Origin of the sequence: Pseudomonas moraviensis (genome assembly GCF_900105805.1) — a bacterium.
Classification (GTDB): domain Bacteria; phylum Pseudomonadota; class Gammaproteobacteria; order Pseudomonadales; family Pseudomonadaceae; genus Aquipseudomonas; species Aquipseudomonas moraviensis_A.
In genome coordinates this window covers 2,117,667-2,137,827 of record NZ_LT629788.1, presented here as the reverse complement: position 1 = coordinate 2,137,827, position 20,161 = coordinate 2,117,667, and the positions used below count along the sequence as shown (strand labels likewise).

The following is a 20,161-nucleotide window of genomic DNA, read 5'->3' as shown; positions in this document are numbered from 1 at the left end:
GCACGTATTCCTCTGTGCACCACCGAAGCGGCTGAAAACCTGATAAGCCGGGGCGGTCAAGGTTTCAGGTGTTTCCAGTAACTGGCGCCGTAATCGAGAAACAGCTCGCCACCCGCCGGGATTTTTTCCCACGCGACAAAGAACACCATGTACTTGCCGACGCAGATCGAACCGACGTTCTCCACGCCGATATTGGTCTGGCCGGGTACGTTGATGGCGTTGATCAGGCTCAGCACATTGCTGTTGCCGTGCCCGCTCAGGGTGGCGTTCTTGGTTGCCGTTTCGTAAAGATAGGTACTGACTTTCTCTGTGGATTTTTCAAGTATTTCCTCGCGCAGGGATTTGCCGGTGCGGTGCAGTTTGCCGATGTAAGGGCCGAGCACTTCATAAGGTTCGATATCGACCTTGGCGAACACCGATAAACCCCGCTCGGGACCTTCGGTCGGTCTCCTGATCTCGAAAAGTTGAGTCAGCCTCGCATGGTGCCGACCTTCGTCGGCGATCCACTCGTGGATATCCTCGGTGATGCGCCGGGTCATCTCTTTGAGTCTGGCACCCTGGAAGTGCGCAAAGAGCCGGTTGGCCTCAGTGATCGCGATATGTTCGATATCGCCTTCCAGCTTGCGCGTCAGGCTTGTTCGCACATCCGTCGGATCCTGCAGAATGGGCGCGTTGTTGTTGATCTGGTGCCCGAGCGAAGGTGTCAGGTCCTGTGGCAGGGTGGCGGTAACGTCCAGTCGAGGACGCTTGGAAGGGCCAGCCGTGGGTGGCGAGGATGGCCCGTCGCTGTGCGCAGTCGAGGGTTCGGGTGAATGCCTGACAGCCGATTTTTTCGCGGTGCCCGGGGGCAGTGATTTACGCGCGAGCAAGACCTCCGAATCCGTCGCTGCGACCCTTTGCAAGGTTTCCGCTACGGCACTTCTCAGTTGCCCGGCGTCGTTGACGAAGGTTGCCCAGAGCACGGGGTTCAAATTGTTCTCAGCGACAAACGCGTTCATCGTGCTGGCCGACCGTGTCACGTCGTAGCGCGCCCGCCATTGCTGAAGATGCTCTGGGGTCAGCGGGGTGAAGGCCTGGTGGTTTGCATAGGTTGCCAACACGGTGCCCGGCGCCCTGAAGCTGCCATCCATGTTGACATGGGCGAGGAAATCCTGAGGGTCCAGGTTGTGCTCGGCAGCGAATCCTTCGCGGGTCAGGCGGTTGCGACTGTCCTGCGACAGCGTCCGCCATTGCTCAAGATTGTCGAAGGAAATGGCCGTGCGAGCCGTGCCGGCCTGGTCCAGCAGTTGTTGGCCAAGGGGTTTCAACTGGCCCTGGGTGTGGACGAACTGCTGAAACGCCGCCCGATCCAGACCGTGCTTCTTCGCAAAAGCTTTTATGGCGATGTCCAGCATCACTTCGCTGAACTGCGACCACTTTTCCAGGTGCAAGGCTGTTACCGCGTTCGGCTGATCGGGCGCGCCACCAGCCACCCTGATTTCCTTTGTGTACCAATGCCCGGGTTTCACCGACGACAGGTTGATCGACAGGTCGCGGTTGGTTTTCGGGTTGACCAACACCACAGAAAAGCTGTTTTCCCCGGTCTGCGCTGTTTCTGCGATAAACCCGTAGGAGTTGTCCCTGACCTGGTAGACGGCAATGGTGCCGCGCTCGTCGATGTTGCAGATGAATTTCTGGTTATAGTCCGCACGAAAGAATATGCCGCGCGAGTCCGCTTTCAGGCCTTGAATCCAGTGCGGTTCTACCGCGTATCGACGTATCAGGGGGTTGCTGTTGCTGATCACCGTGACGGGTGGCCGGTAGCGCGGGCCGAACGCTTGATGGGAGACAGGGTCGATCAGGCGAAAGTCGGGCGCTGCGGCGGTGCCGACATTGCGCATGGGAATATCGGCGATGCCTTCCACGGTGCACAATTGGTCGCCGGCTCGATGCGGCACCCAGGTCGCAGGATCGACCGGACTGAGATGGCGCGCAGCAATGGTGCCGTCGCGCAGGTGTGCGATGCCCATCCGCACGTGTCGCAAGGTCGCGCTACTCAGTTTGCCGAGAGCAAAGCGACCCAGTCTGAGCAGGGCAATAACGCTCTCCAGAGGATTGAGCTCCCGCAGCGTAGAAACAAGCAACGTTCGTGTCAGGGTGGAGAGCCTTGGCAACGCGAGGCGCAGCCCGATTCTGCCAGCGCCGCTCAACAGACGGGTACAACCCGCAATGTACTTGCCGACGGGCAAGCCGAAAGACACCACATCGGTAAACAGGCCCAGGCCGCCAGACTCGATGCGTCTAGGATCACCCGATGTCAGGTCGTCGATGGAACCCCAGAACGGCACGAACATTTTTCCCCAGAAGGTCATGTCCTCGATAAAGTCCCGACCGATGTCCATGCTGCGCGTCGCTTTACGGGTCTGTTCCAGTAACGCTGGCTCATCCTTGAAGAACAGTTCTCTGGCGATCATCGCGGCCAGTTTTTCAGCTCGCGCCGACGTCAGGTTGTTCGCGGCAAAGGGCAGCGTCCGCGCCGCAACGTCCGGGGTTCGCTGTTCGATTGCAACAGCCTCGAACGTCTCGCCGAACTGTTCCACGATCAATACCGCTTGCTGGTTTTCCCTGGGTTTCGAGCCATCGCGGTAGGCTTCCCAGTCGAAGGGCAATTCAGTGCCTTTTCTGAAGGCGCCTCGGCTGGTCCGGCTGCTTGACCCGACCTTCTCGACGACAATCTCACCGCCCACTTGCAGCGACTTCATCTCTTTGCGCAGGCGCACAACGCCTGCGAACGGGAAAACTTCAATGTAACGTGGGTCGGTCGGGTAGGCAGGGTTGAGCGTGCGCAAAATAAACCCCGAGCGCGCACGAACGGCGTCGGTGTTCGTCCGGTTCTCATGCTCCACCTGGGTGTCATGCAGTGGCAGCCTTAACGAGTAAACGACCACTTCGTCGCGCTCAAGATCGGTGCCGCACGCCGGCAGGTACTGGCTCAGTAATGTTCTGATGAGCGTCGCGTAGGCGGCTCGCGGAGTATCCAGCCAGTTGCGGAAGGCCTCGTCGAATGCCGCGTCGGTGTCGTAACGAAAGCGGCTCGGGGGTCTGGACGCGAGGTTTTGCATTGCACTGACCATGTCGCGTTCGTGCTGCTCGAGTGTCTGCACTGCCAGCTCGACTTCACTCAGCGAGTACGGCGCATGACGAATTCCCAGCAGTCCCGTTTCCACTGCCCAATCCAGCGCAGAACGCGCTTTGGCTGCCGTTACCAGCCGCTGCTGCTCAACATCATCGGCATGCGCCTGATAATGCTCGGCTGGCAGGTTGAGCAGTTGTTCGAACGTCATATGCCGGGATGACCCGGGGGCAATGGTTTCGGCCAGAATAAAGCCGCTCTTGAAATTGGCCCAGGTGCTAGAAGTGCCGTAAGGAAGCTCCTCGGGAATGTCCTCGACCCAGGCTTCGCTGGCGATATTGCTTCTGAAAATCGCGACTGCCAGTAAGGCGGTGGTTTGATTGACGCCAAGCGTTCGTTGGAAATGCTCGACCAGCGATTGCCGTATGCAAGCGTAGCGGCTGCCGGTTTCGATAAGGATCTGCAACTCGTTTCGATGATTACTGTTGGCGTCGGGTTTTACCGTTAACCAGAGCGCTCGCCACAACAGTTTTTTCAACACGCCAGGGGGGCACTGCTGGTTGTCGCCTGCACCGTACCAGTCCAGTTCGTTGGCAATGCGTTGAGCCAGTTGCAGGTTCTTTGCAGAACCCAAAGCGGTTTCCAGGAGAGCGACGGGGGTGGTGTTGGCCAATTTCTCCAGTTTGTCATTGAGTTTTTCCGGCAGCAGGTTTGCCAACAGCGAACGGGATGTTTGCACTTTAATCTGGCGAACAATGCGCATGATCGCTTGATCACCCGCAGCGCCCAACAGGTGCTCAATGTCACTGACGTGCCCGTCATGTCCAAGCAGCCACAGTGCGCGATGGTCAACCAGATTGTGCAGAAGGCGCTGCCAGTCGGCGCTGGTGGCGGGCCGCTGCGGTTGCAGCGAGTAGTAGGCAAGCACCAGATCGAGCCTGACCGAGCCGTCGCTTTTGACGCCGTTGCCGACTTTACGGTGAATATCCAGCAAGACATCGACGTCGATAGACCAGTAGACCGGGACCTCTCTGAGAATCACTGAGTGACCGGCTATGCTGAAAACTTCCGGGGGGGAGGGCGCTGGCGTTTTGGCGGAGCTCAAGTGGAACGATACAAGGTCGTATAGGAAGTCATTGCCTAGAGGCGATTTATCGACGCCGCCCGGCGTTGAAATATGCCTGATAAAGTCTTCATCCTTTTCCAGCTTGTTCAAAACCCGAAATGCTTCCCGGCATTCGCGCCCCAGCGCAGAACTGGCAGGAGGGTGATAGTAAAGGTCGCGTGGGTCACTGTTGAAATGCTCACCAACGAGGGTGTGCAGGTAGCTGATCAGGTGGTTGAGATCCTGCAGTCTGCGCGGTGGCGTTCGGCTATAGAACCCTGATAACGATGTATTCATTGAGCGCCTTTGAAATAAGTGCAATGGAACTTGCAAGTAAACGAAGGCGGTGAATATATCGGCCGAAAAAATCCCCGAGGCATACATATATATGCCTTGTGCCTGTTTCAGTATCCATTTGTTTACGTGGCCGTCCGCGCGCGCAAGCGGGCCTGACGATGCCACGAGGCGCTGGGCGGAACGACGAATCCGGCGTTTTCCGACAAAAATACTAGGACTTTGTCAGCCGCGTCATTTGGCGTAAACTGCGCCCAAGCCTGCGAGGAGTTTTTATGACCGCTATTACCATTACCGACGCCGCCCATGATTATCTGGCCGATCTGCTCTCCAAGCAGAACACCCCGGGCATCGGCATCCGCGTTTTCATCACCCAGCCTGGCACTCAGTACGCCGAAACCTGCATTGCGTACTGCAAGCCGGGCGAAGAGAAGCCTGAAGATACGGCGCTGGGGCTGAAAAGCTTCACCGCGTACATCGATTCCTTCAGCGAAGCGTTTCTTGACGACGCGGTCGTCGATTACGCGACCGACCGGATGGGCGGCCAGCTGACCATCAAGGCGCCGAACGCCAAAGTACCGATGGTCAACGCCGACAGCCCGGTCAACGAGCGCATCAACTATTACCTGCAAACCGAGATCAACCCGGGGCTGGCCAGCCACGGCGGTCAGGTCAGCCTGATCGATGTGGTCGAGGACGGCATCGCCGTGTTGCAGTTCGGTGGCGGCTGCCAGGGCTGCGGCCAGGCTGACGTGACCCTGAAGGAAGGCATCGAGCGCACTTTGCTCGAGCGCATCCCGGAACTCAAAGGTGTACGTGACGTGACCGACCATACGCAGAAAGAAAACGCCTACTACTAAGGCGTTCGCTGTGTACTGAAACGGCGCTGTGGCGAGGGAGCTTGCTCCCGCTTGACTGCGTAGCAGTCACAACTCAGGCGACGCATCTACCCGTGATGAATGGGTTGTCTGATGCTGGGATCGCTCCGCGATCCAGCGGGAGCAAGCGCCCTCGCCACACTTGTTTTCAGGGTCTGTACAGATGCGCATGCCCGGCGCGATACAACGAAGACTCGCTGAACACCTCACTGCCCAACACTCGCCCGACCAGAATCAGCGCCGTACGCCGAAACCCCTTGGTCTCGACCTTCCCGGCAATGTCCGCCAGCGTGCCAACCACCCAGTCCTGATCCGGCCACGTCGCCCGATGAATCACTGCAATCGGACAATCCGCGCCGTAATGCGGCCGCAGTTCGACCAGTATCTTCTCCAGATGATTGACCCCCAGATGAATCGCCATGGTCGCACCATGCTGCGCCAGGCTCGCCAGTTCTTCGCCGGCCGGCATCGCCGTCTTGTCGGCATAGCGAGTGAGGATCACGCTTTGCGAGATGTCCGGCAGGGTCAGCTCGGCGCCCAGCAGCGCTGCGCAGGCCGCTGTGGCGGTGACACCAGGGATTATCTCGAAAGGAATCTGCAACTCACGCAAATAACGGATCTGCTCGCCAATCGCCCCATACAGACTCGGATCTCCCGAATGCACACGCGCGACATCCTGACCTTTGGCATGGGCGGCCCTGATCAAATCGATGATCTGTTCCAGATGCAGTTCAGCGCTGTTGACCACGGTTTCGGCCTGGTGACCTTCCAGCACTGCCGTCGGCACCAGTGAACCGGCGTAGATGATCACCGGGCAATTGCGAATCAGGCGTTGGCCTTTGACGGTGATGAGTTCCGGGTCGCCGGGGCCGGCGCCGATGAAGTAGACGGTCATCGTTGAATCCTTGAGGAGAAGCGCAGCCGCACTTCAAATGAAGTGTGCTCATGATCGATGGCGGGAATTATCCGGATTTTACCCCGCACCGGCCAATGCCAGCGTGGCCTGGGCATATTTCTGCCGGGAAATCAGCAGTTTTGCCGGCGCCTGAATCAGCTGCTCGGCCAGGGCCAGCGCAGCGCTTTCGGCGACGCCGTAGCAACCGGTGCGCTCGAAAGCGATCTGCGAATGATGGCTGAGACGCGGCTGGTAAACGGCCAGTTCGGCACTGCTGAAGTACTGCAACGGCAGATTCAACTGGGTGGCCAGCTCCAGCAGACCCGGTTCGTCGCGCTTCAGATCGATACTGGCCAACGCCTTGATGGCTCGCAGTTCAATGCGATGCGCCTGCAACGCCTGATCGAGCAGCGCGCGCAGCGTACTGGCCGGGCAGCCGCGCTGGCAGCCAAAACCGACAACCAGCGGCTGCGCGGCGCGGTCATCGGTCATGCCTGATAATGGCCCGCGCTTTTGCGGCGGAACAACCACGCACTGATCAGGCCCAGGGCCAGCCAGAACGCTATGTTGGTCAGCTGCGAAGCGATTTTGAACTGGGTTTCCAGTGCCTCGGGCGCGAGCATGGCATGCACTTGCGGTTGCGGCGCGCCGATCACATGGGGCACGGCAAGGATCGCCACACCGAGGATCTTCATCAACCAGTGGCGGCTGAAGGCGAGCAGAGCCAGACCGACCGCGGTCGAAGCGGCAGTGCCGATCCACCAGATCTGCCGCGACGCCAGATCGGCAGCTGCGGTACCCGGCAACTCCGGTGGCAGGCCCAGGGTCGGTGCGAGAACGAACGTGGCGTAACCGGCCAGACCCCAGAGCGGACCTTGCGAAGTCCTGGTCGGCGCGCGCAGGGTGTATAGGCCGGCGAGCATCAGGGCGAAACCCACCGCCACCACCAGATTACCGCCAGTGGTCGAGACCACGCGTTGCCAGCCGTCTTCCGGTTCCCAGGCTTCGGCATCATGGCTGTGGGCAGCGGTGCCGGCGGCGTGCTCGTGGACTTCGGCGACCGGTTCGGATTTCTCGAAGGTTTCGGCCTGAAGAATCAATGGCGATACCCAGAAACTTTGCAGCAGGGTCAGCAGCAGGGCGGCCAGCAAGCCGGTGAAGCCTGCGGTTTGCGCGATACGCTTGATCATCTCGGCAGACCTCAGTGGCACGGGAACGCGGCGCTGTGGCGGGTATCGTGAGCGGCGTTGTGCACCGCTTCGATGTGCGAGAAACCGGCGAACCAGACCAGGCTGGCACCGAGGATCGAGGCGAAGAGGGCGGCAGCCACGCGTTGGCCCAAAGTGGCTGTACTGGAGATGTGGTCAGTTTGGCTGGCGGTATTGCTGATGATCGACATAGCGCTTCCCTCTGAAATGTCAGCGGGTGAATCGAGCGCATGAAAATCCCTGCGAGCCGGGCACGCGGGGATTTCGAACAGCGCCCGCCCACCGCGGGTTTGTTTGTGGTCAGCGGCACGGGTGCGCGCTGGGTGTTGCGGGCCGGTCTCCGGGCTCACGAGGGGTTGGCACCAGGCCGACCTGCAAGCATCACCTTCCCATGCCGGGGCACAGTGGATCTGACGCTTCGCTCGCTTACCGTTGCGGGGGCAGCACCGGACTGACATGGGCTTTGAGTAAAGCACATGATTCACCGGTTTCCCGTTTCACCCTGTGAAGGGCACCCGTAACAAGGTGTGTAGGAGAGCATGGGCGGCGATGGCCGTCAATCGACCGCTAGCGCATTGCGAGCAGCACGTATAACGCCAAAGCGATCAGAAACGCATAGTAGGACTTGATTCGCGTCAGGCTCAGCAACCAGGCCAGCGCCACTGGCGCCACCCACGGCATGTTCTCCGCGTGCTGTCTGACCAGGGGATAAAGCGAACCCGCCAGCAGACTCACCAGCATCGCCACCGAAGTGTATTTGCCCAATCGATCGATAAAGGTGCGGGCGCCGCCCGACAGCCGTTCGACATTGACTGCCAGGGGCAGCAAGCGGCAGATCGCCGACACCAGTGCGCAGATCGCCACGTACAGCCAGAACGTACTAGGGTCGGTCATAGGCATAACTCGTCAGGACCGTGACCGCAAGCACCAGCAACAGGCTGATCTCGCCCAGCCACAACAGGCTCGCGGCGCTGGCCAGGCCGGCAATCCATTGCCCGTGGAAGCTCTGACGGTCGCGGGCCATCTTGCCCAGCGAAGCACTGAGGAAGATCGCGATTACCACGCTGGCGTGATCCATCAAGGCATTGTCGGCCAGGCTGGCGAAGCAATAGCCGGCCACGGTGCCAAGCAGAGCGGCGGCATACAGTAAAAAACACACGGTGTTGGCGTAGCGGCGGCTGAGCGGTTGCTGCTCCTTGCGAATCGACATCAGCGTAAAGGCTGCATTGGCCATCACCGCCAGCGCCGGGATGAACGCTTTGACCGGGCCATCAAGGCTGGATTTCAAGCTCAAGGTGAATACCAGAAAACGCAAATTGATACTCAGCGCCGAGACCAGCACCCCAAAGGCATTGAGCAGATGCGCGGGCGTCTCCAGCAGCGTCAGTTGCAATGGCGAGGCCATCACCGTGCCGCTGAACACCACCATGGCCGGCAACTCCAGGCCATGACGACGCCCGAGCATGCCGATCAGGGTGAAGGTCAGCAAGAGCGAGAACACGAAAGGCAGCGCGTCGCGGATGCCGGTCGCTATCTCGCTGTGTACCGCAGGTTTCGCCAGACTCGTTTCAGCCGGCATGGGTGTTCTGTCGCGCGTCGGCAAGTAAGGTCTCTACGCCCTGTTTGTAGGCCAGGGCCTTCTCCAGGTAATACTCGGTGGAAAAGCGCGGGATGAATTCCTCCACCACCGCCACGCCCCGATAACCATTGACCGCGAAACGATTGAGCACGTCGCTCAGACGCAGGTCGCCTTCGCCGATCGGCAGGTGCTGATGATGCGTGCCATTGAGGTCAGCGATGTGCAGGTGGCGGGTAACCGGTGCCAGTGCGGCGATGGCTGCGAACAAATCGTCGCCGTAGGGCATCAGCGAACAGAGGTGCGTTACGTCGATGGTCACGAAGCAACCCGTCTCGCGATGGAACCGCAGGTGTTCCTCGACCGTGAATACCGGGAACTTCGGACGCTGGCCACCCATGTTTTCCAGGCACAGAGCGATGCCGGTGGTATTGCAACGGGCCTTGACCTGATTGATCGCGGCGATCAGATTGTCCAGCAGTTCACCATTGTCCAGTTGGTCCTTGTAGCCAGGATGGAACGTCACGCTGGTAGCGCCGGCGGTACGGGAGAACTCCACGGCCGCGCTGAGACAATCCACGGCCTGTGCACGCTCAGCCTGATCCGCAGAACACAGGTTGTACTGACGCCCCCACCACCCGGCATGCACCGTGAGCGTGATGCCGTGTCGATGGGTAAAGTCGCGGATCTGGCCTGCCAGCTGGGCACGTTGACCGGTGTCCAGAGACCAGAACACCTGTTCGGCATCCTCGCCGATTTCGAACTCCACCGCCTTGAAGTACCGGGCCAGATCGGTGATCGAACCAAGAATGTCGGCCGGGTTGTCGTATACGTTAGTGGAAAACGAGATCAGCGGAAAGTCGCGGCTGATCGGTCCATCGATGTAGTACAGCGTCTGGTCTTGGGTCATTGCACCTGTCCTTGGGTAGTGAAGGGAGGATTGGAAATCGCGGCATTGAAAAGCGCCGGGTCATCCGCGTCACTGCAGGCCAGCAACACGTAACCGTGGCGATCGGCGGAGCGGCGGATCGGACGGCCGAACCTGTCCTGATTGAGGCTCGCGCGCAGTGCGAACGGCTGCTGCAGGAGACGGGCCTTGAGTGGCTGCGGATCGGTTGCAGGGTCTGCTTCGATGTAGCGGATGGCCATTTTCACGAACTGTTTTGCAGGCGCCGGCAGCGCAATACCGGTCATGCCGGCGATAGTGCTGGCGGCGAGGTGCACGCCTGTGGTTTTCCAGACCATTTCCCAGATCTGGTCACCGCCGAAGCGGGTCTGGGTTTCGATGAAATGCAGGCGTGAACCGTCGAGTTTGATCTCGGTATGCGCCGGCCCCCAACGATTGCCCATGCGTTCGAGCAGCCACAGCACTGCGTCTTCGATCCGGGCGCGACTGGCGCTGTCGAGTGCGGCGGGAAAATCATGCCCGGTTTCGACGTAACCCGGCGCGCCACTGGTGTGTTTGCGGGTAATGCCGAGAATCTGATGGTGGCCGTCCAGGCTCAGGGACTCGACGCTGTATTCGTCACCCCGGGCGAACGCTTCGATCAGATTACGACCTGCGAGCGCCAGACCTTCGGCATCTTCCGCCGTGTCGATGGCGTAGACGCCCAGGCTGCCTGAGCCATCGACGGGTTTGACAATGGCCGGGCCGTGGCGAAGCACGAAGGCGCGAACGTCCTCGACACTGTTGACCGCGCCAGCCGGCAACTCGTAGCGGCTGCCCTGGAGCAACTGGCGGAAGCGCAACTTGTCGCGGCTGACTTCGACGCTGCGCAGGCTGTTGTGGCTGATACCCAGTTGTTCACCCAGTTGCGAGGCGGGCAACAGACCCAGTTCCGAGAACGATACAACGGCGTCGAAGGGGCGTTGCTGGTGCAGCCGCTCGATCGTTTCGCGGTAGGCCGACAGGTCGGCGATATCCGCCGTCAGCACCAGCGTTGCCTGCTGACGCTGGTAATCCGTCACATCGGCTGGCTGTTGCACAAGGGTAAAGCGCAGCTGTCGCGCCGTGTCCCAATCCAGTCCCGAATCGCGCCCGCCGATCACCAGAACATGTCTGGTATCCGCTGCCCTGGCGTTTTCGCCATACACATCGATGTCCGCAACCGCCAGCAGTGACTGGCGCAGGCTTGCGGTGTCGGACTGTCTGAATTCGAGGTAAAGATAGTTTTGAAACCCGTTGCTGACCGGGCCGATGGCCTCTCCCGGATTCACGTAGGCGTACCAGCGCTGAAAACCCGGCACAGCGCTAATGCGTTCGGCGTGATGCAGGCCGTCAAAGAGACGGTCGGAACGGGCAAAGGGTGTGGCGATGCCGAACGGTGTTGGCGTCTGACTGGCCGAAGGCAGCGGTTGTGCACTGAGCGCCCGGTGGTAGCAGACATCCAGTGCCAGGTCCCAGGCTTGACGGATGACGTGAATCCGGCTGCCGCCCGGGCGTGCGCCGACTTCGAGGATTCGCGGGCCGTTGGCAGTGAGAATGAATTCGACATGGGCAAAGGTGCCCTTGAGCTCAAGGGCTTTGACCGCATCGTGGGCCAGGCGCTGGCAGCGCTCGTGCAGATGCGCATCGGCTGCAAGGGTCGAAGGCGTGTAACGGGCGAAGTGGTGGAAATCACCGCGACCGATATCGATACCGGCGATGACATCGACAATGGCAAAGCTGTGGATCGTGCCGTCCGGTTCAATCGCGCAATCAATGGAGTGATTGGACCCCTGAAGGAATTCCTCCAGCAGCAACTCATCGCTCTCGCGGGTTTTGCCGGCGACATACCGCAGCAGCATTGGCCATTCATGGGTCGCGTAATCGAGCAGCTCCTGTCGGTCATGGATGCAGCGCACGAACAGACTGCTGTAGAGGCTGGCCGGTTTGAGAATGAACGGGTAGGGCAGTTCAGCAGGGCGTGCCAGCAGATCGTCGATGCGCACTTCACGTGACACCACGTGCAGATCAGGGTTGTCCGATCGCAGGAAACGTTGACGCTGCAGCACCTTGTCGAGGGTGTTCTCGACGTTGCGGTGCAGATGAGCCAGTGCCGGAATTGCCGCGCACAGCTGCGCCGAGATGGCGACGTAGCTCTCACGGAAGTTCAGCACGCTGGTGAAGCGGTGCTGGTTGAGCAACTGTTGCGTCAGTTCAATCAGTTCGGCCGTCAGTCCTTTGGAAAAGTCGTACAGCGCGACCGGCAAAATCCGCTTCGCGTCGGCGATCTTGCTGGTTTTGCGGCTGTCGGCAATCAGCAGGGGCGTGATGCCCTCGGCCAGCAGGCCCTCGTATTCGCCATCGCGGATGTTGCCAAGAATCAGGCAGGCTGGCGCGCTCATTGGCATGTCTCCTGATCGAAGCTGTAGTGAACCTGGTTCAGGCGCTGGCAAATATGCGCCAAACGGATCCGGTCGACGCCGTTTGCACCGCCATTGAGGACGTTACGGATAATCTGCGCCAACGCCTCGAGATCCTCTGGGGTGATGCCCAGGCGGGTGATTTCCTGAAGTCCGAAGCGCAGGCAATCCCGACCGTTCACTTGTTTGTTGTTGACCCGGATGCCCAGCTCGTTGAGCTGCTGCGCCGCGCGCCTCGCCTGTTCGCCTTCCAGCAGCAGCAAGTGCGTGTCGGTGGGGTGCAGTTTCCAGCCTGGAATGTCGACCAGCGCGTCGTGCAGTTGCTGGCTATTGGCGCACATGCGTCGAGCGTAGGCCTGGCCGAAACACTCGGTTTCCATGAGGGTGACGAACAGTTGCAGCAAACCGGGCAGATTGGGCGACGACACCAGGCCGCCGCTGAGCGTCTGCTCGATCGACCGGGCCAGGTCGGCGCGGCGCGTGACGATCAGCGCCCGGTGCGGACCGGCCATGGACTTGTGGGTGTTGCCTTGCAGGATGTCGGCACCGTCGTCGAGCGGATTCGGGAATGCCTGACCTGCGATCAGTCCGAAAGTGTGCGAGGCGTCATAGAAAATCAGGGTTCGCTCGAGGCCGCAGCGGTCGAGCAATGCGCGCAACGGTCTGATGGCGATGGCGCGGATGGTCAGGCCATGATCGATCAGCACCGCCGAGGGAGGCGCAGCGAGTGACTGAACAACTTGCTGGAAATGCTCGAGATCGATTTGTCCGTCTGCTGTCAGCCTGCAATAAACGCTGTGTCTGCCGATTCGTCGTACCAGAGGTCCAGTGGCAAAATGGCCGCCGCTCTCGGGCGCCAGCGACACAATGGTATCCCCCGGTTCGGTCAGGGCGGCCAATACGCTCAGGGTGCAATGGACGCCGGAGAGTACGCGATATTCAACAAATGGCGCGTTGAACATCGCCTGCGCAGCTTGCGTCGCCAACGCCTTCAATGTCTCGACTTCAGGAAAGTGTTCGATCTGCATACCGTTGAATTCGGCGGCGTAGCGCTGCCCGTCAATGGCCTTGGCGTTGAACAGATAGCGCTCGTAGTGCCGGTTTTGCCCGAGCGTCCGCGCAGTGTCTGACAGGATGTTTTCATTGGCCGTCAACGACAGTGTGGAAGTTCGCCGCGAACAGGCTTGCTGGAACTGCTTCAGAATAAAATCATGGGTGCCAGGCAGGGCGATGGGAAGTGCATGATTTGAATGATTCATTAGAAGTCCGCCAGGTCGAAGTCAATGATCAACATGTCGCGGCTGCCGCGATCGGAATTAAAGCCTGATGTTTGCAATGGAGAAACATCGTGCATAAGTATCCGGTCATTCAACACGATAGTTTCCAGATAATCCGTAAGCGTTGCGTTGAACACACAGCCGCTATCGTCATGGAATATCCGGCTCTCGCCGCCAATGACATGCTGGCGATTGATCAGGTGTTGAAAAACAAAATCATGCCCGTCACGATGCCGGCCCTCGGGCGTGGCGTGCCCGCTATGGCCTGGATCGCAGAGGATGCGGAACTGATGGCAGGTCACTAGCCAGTCACGCCGGCCGACCGTCAACTCCATCAGCGCCAGGTCGGCGGCCAGCAACGAGCGCAATACTGCGGACTCGATAAACGTCGCTTCGCTGCGCTGATAAGTGCGCTGGACGCCGCCCAGCAGCGGATTGTGCGCTTCGGTCTGAAAAAAGTGGCAGTCGGGCAACGGCGTCCACTGGCCTTCGCGGTGGCGATATTCGAACTTGCAGATGCGCCGCTCGCGGGTACCGTTCTCCGCGCTCAAGTACGCATCGGCGCACAAACGCTCCCAGGTCGCATTGAAGTCGCGGAACGCGTCCCGACCGAGCGATGCAAGTTCTGCCATTGGATAATCGTAACTGTGCGCGTAGTGGCAATTACCCAGTAATTCGGAAAGTTGTTTTAATACGGCTTGGTCTGATTGCCGTAATGCATTGCCAGCGCTCACGGTGCTGACTCGCTTACAGTCTGGTTATGAAAAAACAGGATTGAACGCTGACGAAAATCAGGCATGCAGAAAATCCTTTTAGGTGTGATTCATAGTCCGTATGAATATTTATAGTTCATATCCTGTTTCAAATTATCAAATTGGTTTTTGTAAAGAAATGTAATGGGGTTGTTTAATAGCTCTAATTCACGCTCTAGCGCGAGTTGCGTTTTAATGCGTGCATCCATATATGTAGGAAATAACTTACAGACAATTTTTCAAATGAGAACTGATCGCGGCTTATATATGAAAGATTCATGTTCATATAGCGGCGACGTTGCAGCTGTTGACCCGCCTCCCGGGCATGCGTAGCCTTGCGCTTTCGAGGTTCTTCGGCACTTGCCGAAGCTAAGAAGGGAACGCGGTCGAAGCCGCGGCTGCCCCCGCAACTGTGAACGGTGATGTTCGTTGCCACGCCACTGCAGGCTCAAGCCAGCGGGAAGGCGCAACGAATGCCAGGCCCGGCGCCTGAACACCGTCAGCCAGGAGACCTGCCTCGTCACAGATTCTCACTACAACCGGGCGGGGTGATCCGGTGGCGAATGCTTCCGACGCGCACGCGCGCTGCCGGTTCTCGTCCCGTATGCCCGCCGCTTGCCAAAGGGCATACCGATGAAAACACTGGCCAAACTTCCCGTCACCATCGTCACCGGTTTCCTCGGTTCGGGCAAAACCACGCTGCTGCGCCATATGCTCGACAACGCTCAGGGCCGGCGCATCGCGGTGATCGTCAACGAGTTTGGCGAGCTGGGCATCGACGGGGAAATCCTCAAGCAATGCACCATCGGCTGCACCGAAGAAGAGGCCAGTGGCCGGGTGTACGAATTGGCCAATGGCTGCCTGTGCTGCACGGTGCAGGAAGAGTTCTTCCCGGTAATGCGTGAACTGGTTGCCCGCCGGGGTGACCTCGATCACATCCTTATCGAAACCTCCGGCCTGGCCCTGCCCAAGCCGTTGGTGCAAGCCTTCCAGTGGCCGGAAATCCGCAGCGCCTGCACCGTCGACGCGGTGATCACCGTGGTCGACAGCCCGGCCGTGGCCGCTGGCACCTTTGCCGCGTTCCCGGATCAGGTCGACGCCCAGCGCAAGCTCGATCCGAATCTCGACCATGAATCGCCGCTGCACGAGCTGTTCGCCGATCAACTGGCCAGCGCCGATCTGGTCATCCTCAACAAGGCCGATCAGACCAGCCCGGAAGATCTGGCTCGGGTACGCGCTGAAGTCGCCGAAGAACTGCCGCCAGCAGTGAAAATCATCGAAGCCAGCAACGGTCGCCTGCCACTCGACGTGCTGATCGGCCTCGGTGCCGGTTCCGAGGAGCACATCGACAGCCGCCATAGCCACCACGATCACCACCACGACGGTGATGACGACGACCACGATCACGACGCCTTCGATTCGATCTCCATCGAACTGCCGCAGGCTGATGAAAGCCTGCTGCTCGATGCGTTGACGCAACTGGTGGTGCAACACGGCATCCTGCGCGTGAAAGGTTTCGCGGCAATTCCGAACAAGCCGATGCGCCTGTTGATCCAGGGGGTGGGCACGCGTTTCGACAAGCATTTCGACCGCCAGTGGGGCGCCGAAGAAGCCCGCGTCACGCGCCTGGTGCTGATCGGTCAGGAACTCGATGCTGCGCAGCTCGAAGCGCAATTGCGCGCTGCGCTCAGCGTTTAACTCATGCACCTGCTCAGGACCCAGCCCGGCGGATTCGTCTCGGATGACAACATTGCCGACCTCGGACAAACCCCGGCCGAGCTGGTAATCCTGTGCAGCGGCGATTCCAGCCTGGCGCTGCTCGCCGAAGCTGCGCAGCAATTGCCGGAGGATTATCCGAGCCTGCGTCTGGCCAACCCGATGCAGGTGCAGAATCACGCGTCGGTCGATCTGTACGTGGACGAAGTGCTGCGCCACGCCAAGGTCATTCTGATCTCGCTGCACGGCGGCATCGCCTATTGGCGCTATGGTGTCGAGCGGCTGATCGAACTGTCCGAACGCGGCGTGCAACTGATTCTGGTGCCCGGCGACGACCGCCCGGATCCCGAGCTCAGCGACTTGAGCACGGTCAGCGCCGAAGCACGGGATCGCCTCTGGCAATTCCTGCGTCAGGGCGGCATGGGCAATGCGCTGGATTTCTTCCGGTGCCTGGGCAACCAATGGTTCGCCCGCGATTACCCGTGGAGCGAACCGCAGACCCTGCCGCGTACGGCGATTTATCACCCACAGAAAAACAGCGCTGCCCTGAGCGACTGGCAAGCCGAGTGGCTGCCTGCTCAACCAGTGGCGGCGCTGTTGTTTTATCGCTCGCACTTGCAAGCGGCGAACACCGCGTTCATCGATGTGTTCTGTCAGCGTTTGCAGGCGGCCGGGCTCAATCCGCTGCCGATCGCGGTGGCCAGTCTGAAAGAACCGGGCTGCCTGTCGGTGGTCGAGGAGTGGCTGGATGAGGTCGAGGCCGGGGTGATTCTCAACACCACCGGTTTTGCCCAATCGAGCCCCGAGGCGCCGCATCTGCGCCCGTTTCGCCGCAACATTCCGGTGATCCAGGCAATCTGCGCCCAGGACAACGAGCCCGGCTGGCGCGACAGCGAACAGGGTCTTGGGCCGCGGGATCTGGCGATGCACATTGCCTTGCCGGAACTCGATGGACGCATCATCAGTCGGCCGATCAGCTTCAAGGATCTGGCCTGGCGCAGCGAGCGCAGTCAGTCCGATGTGGTCTGCTACCGCGCCCAGCCCGAGCGCATGGATTTCGTCGCCGAACTGGCGCGGCGCTGGATCGATCTGGCGCGCGTGCCCAACGGCGAGAAACGCATCGCGCTGATCCTCGCCAACTACCCGACCCGCGACGGCCGCATCGGCAACGGTGTCGGCCTCGATACGCCGGCAGCGGCGCTGAACATCCTGCGCGCACTGCGCGAACACGGTTATCCGGTCACTGCCGAGTTGCCCGACAGCGGCACCGAGCTGATTCAGCAACTGCTCGGCGGGGTCAGCAATGACCTCGACAGCCTTGACCTGCGCCCATGCCAGCAAAGCCTGGCGATGGACGATTACCTGGCGATGTTCAACGCGCTGCCGGAAGCGAATCGCGCTGCGGTGCTCGAGCGGTGGGGATCGCCACACAACGATCCGATGTGCCGCGACGGGCGCCTGATGATCGCCGGCCTGCGGTTCGCTCTGACCTTCGTCGGCATTCAACCGGCGCGCGGGTATCAGGTCGATCCGAGCGCGGTGTATCACGACCCGGACCTGGTGCCGCCGCACGGCTATCTGGCGTTCTATTTCTGGTTGCGCAACACCTACGGCGCTCACGGCGTAATCCATGTCGGCAAGCACGGCAACCTTGAATGGCTTCCGGGCAAAGGCGTCGGTCTATCAGAGAATTGCTGGCCGGACGCACTGCTCGGGCCGCTACCGAATGTCTATCCGTTTATCGTCAACGACCCGGGCGAGGGCGCTCAGGCCAAACGGCGCACGCAAGCGGTGATCATCGACCATTTGATGCCGCCGCTGACCCGCGCCGAAACCTATGGGCCGCTGCGCAATCTGGAGTTGCTCGCCGACGAATATTACGAGGCGCAACTGCTCGATCCACGCCGCGCCCGTGAGCTTCAGCGCGACATTCTGCAACTGGTGCGTGACACGCAAATCGACCGCGAATTGCAGCTGGATGCTGCGCTCGACAGCGATGCCGATGCGGCGATCTGGCTGCCACGTCTGGACACTTATCTGTGCGATTTGAAGGAATCGCAGATTCGCGATGGCTTGCACATCTTCGGTGAGTCGCCGAGCGGGCGCTTGCGCATTGACACGTTACTGGCGTTGCTGCGGATTCCGCGCGGTGACGGCAAGGGCGCGCAGTCGAGCCTGTTGCGGGCCTTGGCCAAGGCGTTTGAATTGGCCTTCGATCCGCTGGATTGCACATTGGCCGATCCGTGGAACGGCCCGCGACCGAGCGAGTTGCAGGCCGTCAGCGATGAACTGTGGCGCACCGCCGGCGACACCCGCGAACGGCTCGAACTGTTTGCCACCGACCTGATCTCCCAGACACTGCAATCCCCCTGTAGGAGTGAGCCTGCTCGCGATGGCGGCGGATCAGGCAATTCAGTGTTGAATGACACACCGCTATCGCGAGCAGGCTCGCTCCTACAGGGATCGGGGTGGTCTGACGTAAATGTAATCATCCAGTCCCTGCGCGAAGTCGTCGCCCCACGCCTCGACGCTTGCGGCCCGGCGGAAATGCGCGGCCTGCTCGACGCCCTCAGCGGTCGTTTCGTCCCGGCCGGCCCCAGCGGCGCACCCAGCCGTGGCCGCCTCGACGTGCTGCCCACCGGGCGCAACTTCTACTCGGTGGACGTGCGAAATCTGCCGACGACCACCGCGTGGCGCATCGGCTTCCAATCCGCCACGCTGATTCTCGAACGGCATCTGCAGGATCACGGCGATCATTTGCGCCAGCTCGGCCTGTCCGTCTGGGGCACCGCGACCATGCGCACCGGCGGCGATGACATTGCTCAGGCCATGGCGCTGATGGGCGTGCGTCCGGTCTGGGCCACGGGCAGTCAGCGCGTGGATGATTTCGAGATTCTGCCGCTGAGTCTGCTCGATCGCCCAAGGGTCGACGTGACGCTGCGGGTCTCGGGTTTTTTCCGTGATGCATTTGCCAATCTGATCCGCCTGTTCGACGCCGCCGTGCAAGCGGTGGCCGCGCTGGACGAACCGGACGACTTGAATCCACTGGCCGCCAAAGTGCGTGCCGAGCGCGAGGTTCTGTTGGAATCGGGCGTCGATGAAGATACCGCGCGGCGTCAGGCCGGGTGGCGGATCTTCGGCGCCAAGCCGGGGGCTTATGGCGCCGGTGTGCAAGGCGCGATCGACGGGCGTCTGTGGCAGACCCGCGAAGACCTCGCCGAGGTTTACCTGAACTGGGGCGCCTATGCTTACGGCAGCGCTGACGAGGGTACGGCGGCACGTGAGCAATTCAGCCAGCGCCTCAGCCAGGTGCAGGCAGTCCTGCAAAACCAGGACAACCGCGAGCATGACCTGCTCGATTCCAACGATTATTACCAGTTTCAGGGCGGCATGCTCGCTGCGGTGGAAAGCCTGCGCGGCGAGGCGGCGGCCAGCTATCACGGCGATCACAGTCAGCCGGATCTGCCGAAGATCCGTACCTTGAAGGAAGAGCTGAACCGCGTAGTGCGCTCGCGGGCAGCGAATCCGAAGTGGATCGACGGGGTCAAGCGTCACGGCTACAAAGGCGCGTTCGAACTCGCTGCGACCGTTGATAATCTGTTCGCCTTCGATGCGACCACGCAGTTGATTGATGATCATCAATACGCGTTGCTGGCGGATGCGTATTTGCTCGATCCGGCGACGCGGGATTTTGTCCGTGAGCATAATCCCCACGCGCTGCGCGACATGACCGAGCGCATGCTCGAGGCGCAGCAGCGGGGGATGTGGCAGGAGCCGGGGGCTTATAAAGAAGCGTTAGAGAACTTGCTCTTGGATATAGAGGAAGACATGTAACCGCTCAGAGCTACCCTCACCCCAGCCCTCTCCCGGAGGGAGAGGGAGCCGATCTTTAGCGCTGTCGAAATGTGTGTCGCACCGATGCATCAGGTCGACGGAACTCGAAAGACCAACACGGTCAGTTCCCTCTCCCTCTGGGAGAGGGCTAGGGTGAGGGCAACAACTG

14 protein-coding genes and 2 riboswitches are annotated in these 20,161 nt (G+C 60.4%); of the genes, 3 read left to right on the top strand and 11 right to left on the bottom strand.

Annotation, left to right across the window (positions count from 1 at the left end; all coding sequences use genetic code 11):
- Positions 1-56: 56 nt before the first annotated feature.
- Positions 57-4,514, bottom strand: coding sequence for an SET domain-containing protein-lysine N-methyltransferase (locus tag BLU71_RS09660; RefSeq protein ID WP_083352929.1), 4,458 nt, complete (start codon positions 4,512-4,514; stop codon positions 57-59).
- Between the two features lie 272 nt (positions 4,515-4,786).
- On the opposite strand from BLU71_RS09660, the gene nfuA reads away from it, so the two are divergent.
- Positions 4,787-5,371 (top strand): Fe-S biogenesis protein NfuA, encoded by a 585-nt coding sequence (nfuA, locus tag BLU71_RS09655; RefSeq protein WP_003225494.1) that lies wholly within the window; start codon positions 4,787-4,789, stop codon positions 5,369-5,371.
- A gap of 166 nt (positions 5,372-5,537) precedes the next feature.
- Here the strand turns inward: nfuA and cobM are convergent, their stop codons facing one another.
- The 10 genes from cobM to BLU71_RS09605 form a co-directional block, all read right to left on the bottom strand.
- Positions 5,538-6,284 carry a precorrin-4 C(11)-methyltransferase gene (cobM, locus tag BLU71_RS09650; protein ID WP_083352928.1) on the bottom strand — a complete coding sequence of 249 codons (747 nt, stop codon included), beginning with the start codon at positions 6,282-6,284 and terminating at the stop codon, positions 5,538-5,540.
- A gap of 78 nt (positions 6,285-6,362) precedes the next feature.
- The gene (locus tag BLU71_RS09645; RefSeq protein ID WP_083352927.1) at positions 6,363-6,776 is read right to left on the bottom strand and encodes a cobalamin biosynthesis protein; all 414 of its coding nucleotides are present in this window, start codon (positions 6,774-6,776) and stop codon (positions 6,363-6,365) included.
- Positions 6,773-7,474 (bottom strand): CbtA family protein, encoded by a 702-nt coding sequence (locus BLU71_RS09640; RefSeq protein WP_065617194.1) that lies wholly within the window; start codon positions 7,472-7,474, stop codon positions 6,773-6,775. The genes BLU71_RS09645 and BLU71_RS09640 overlap by 4 nt, the downstream gene beginning before the upstream one ends.
- Before the next feature lie 11 nt (positions 7,475-7,485).
- Positions 7,486-7,683 carry a CbtB domain-containing protein gene (locus BLU71_RS09635; RefSeq protein WP_042610342.1) on the bottom strand — a complete coding sequence of 66 codons (198 nt, stop codon included), beginning with the start codon at positions 7,681-7,683 and terminating at the stop codon, positions 7,486-7,488.
- 122 nt (positions 7,684-7,805) lie between these two features.
- Positions 7,806-8,026: riboswitch (cobalamin riboswitch) on the bottom strand.
- A gap of 33 nt (positions 8,027-8,059) precedes the next feature.
- The gene (locus BLU71_RS09630; protein WP_042610343.1) at positions 8,060-8,386 is read right to left on the bottom strand and encodes an AzlD domain-containing protein; all 327 of its coding nucleotides are present in this window, start codon (positions 8,384-8,386) and stop codon (positions 8,060-8,062) included.
- A complete protein-coding gene (locus tag BLU71_RS09625; RefSeq protein ID WP_083352926.1) occupies positions 8,373-9,071 on the bottom strand; it encodes an AzlC family ABC transporter permease in 699 nt (232 codons plus the stop codon). Before BLU71_RS09625 ends, BLU71_RS09630 begins: the two co-directional genes overlap by 14 nt.
- On the bottom strand, positions 9,061-9,978 hold the full coding sequence (locus BLU71_RS09620; protein WP_083352925.1) for a sugar phosphate isomerase/epimerase family protein: 918 nt from the start codon (positions 9,976-9,978) through the stop codon (positions 9,061-9,063). Before BLU71_RS09620 ends, BLU71_RS09625 begins: the two co-directional genes overlap by 11 nt.
- A complete protein-coding gene (locus tag BLU71_RS09615; protein ID WP_064361779.1) occupies positions 9,975-12,395 on the bottom strand; it encodes an ATP-grasp domain-containing protein in 2,421 nt (806 codons plus the stop codon). Before BLU71_RS09615 ends, BLU71_RS09620 begins: the two co-directional genes overlap by 4 nt.
- Positions 12,392-13,672, bottom strand: coding sequence for a hypothetical protein (locus BLU71_RS09610; protein WP_064361778.1), 1,281 nt, complete (start codon positions 13,670-13,672; stop codon positions 12,392-12,394). The genes BLU71_RS09615 and BLU71_RS09610 overlap by 4 nt, the downstream gene beginning before the upstream one ends.
- Entirely contained in the window at positions 13,672-14,424 is a 753-nt protein-coding gene (locus BLU71_RS09605; RefSeq protein WP_156889226.1) for a 2OG-Fe dioxygenase family protein, read from the bottom strand. The genes BLU71_RS09610 and BLU71_RS09605 overlap by 1 nt, the downstream gene beginning before the upstream one ends.
- A gap of 347 nt (positions 14,425-14,771) precedes the next feature.
- A riboswitch (cobalamin riboswitch) is annotated at positions 14,772-14,977 on the top strand.
- Between the two features lie 98 nt (positions 14,978-15,075).
- Between BLU71_RS09605 and cobW the strand changes: the two genes are divergently transcribed.
- Both cobW and cobN read left to right on the top strand, forming a co-directional pair.
- On the top strand, positions 15,076-16,140 hold the full coding sequence (cobW, locus tag BLU71_RS09600; protein ID WP_042610347.1) for a cobalamin biosynthesis protein CobW: 1,065 nt from the start codon (positions 15,076-15,078) through the stop codon (positions 16,138-16,140).
- Between the two features lie 3 nt (positions 16,141-16,143).
- Positions 16,144-19,992 (top strand): cobaltochelatase subunit CobN, encoded by a 3,849-nt coding sequence (gene cobN / locus BLU71_RS09595; RefSeq protein WP_083352924.1) that lies wholly within the window; start codon positions 16,144-16,146, stop codon positions 19,990-19,992.
- The last annotated feature ends 169 nt before the right edge of the window (positions 19,993-20,161 follow it).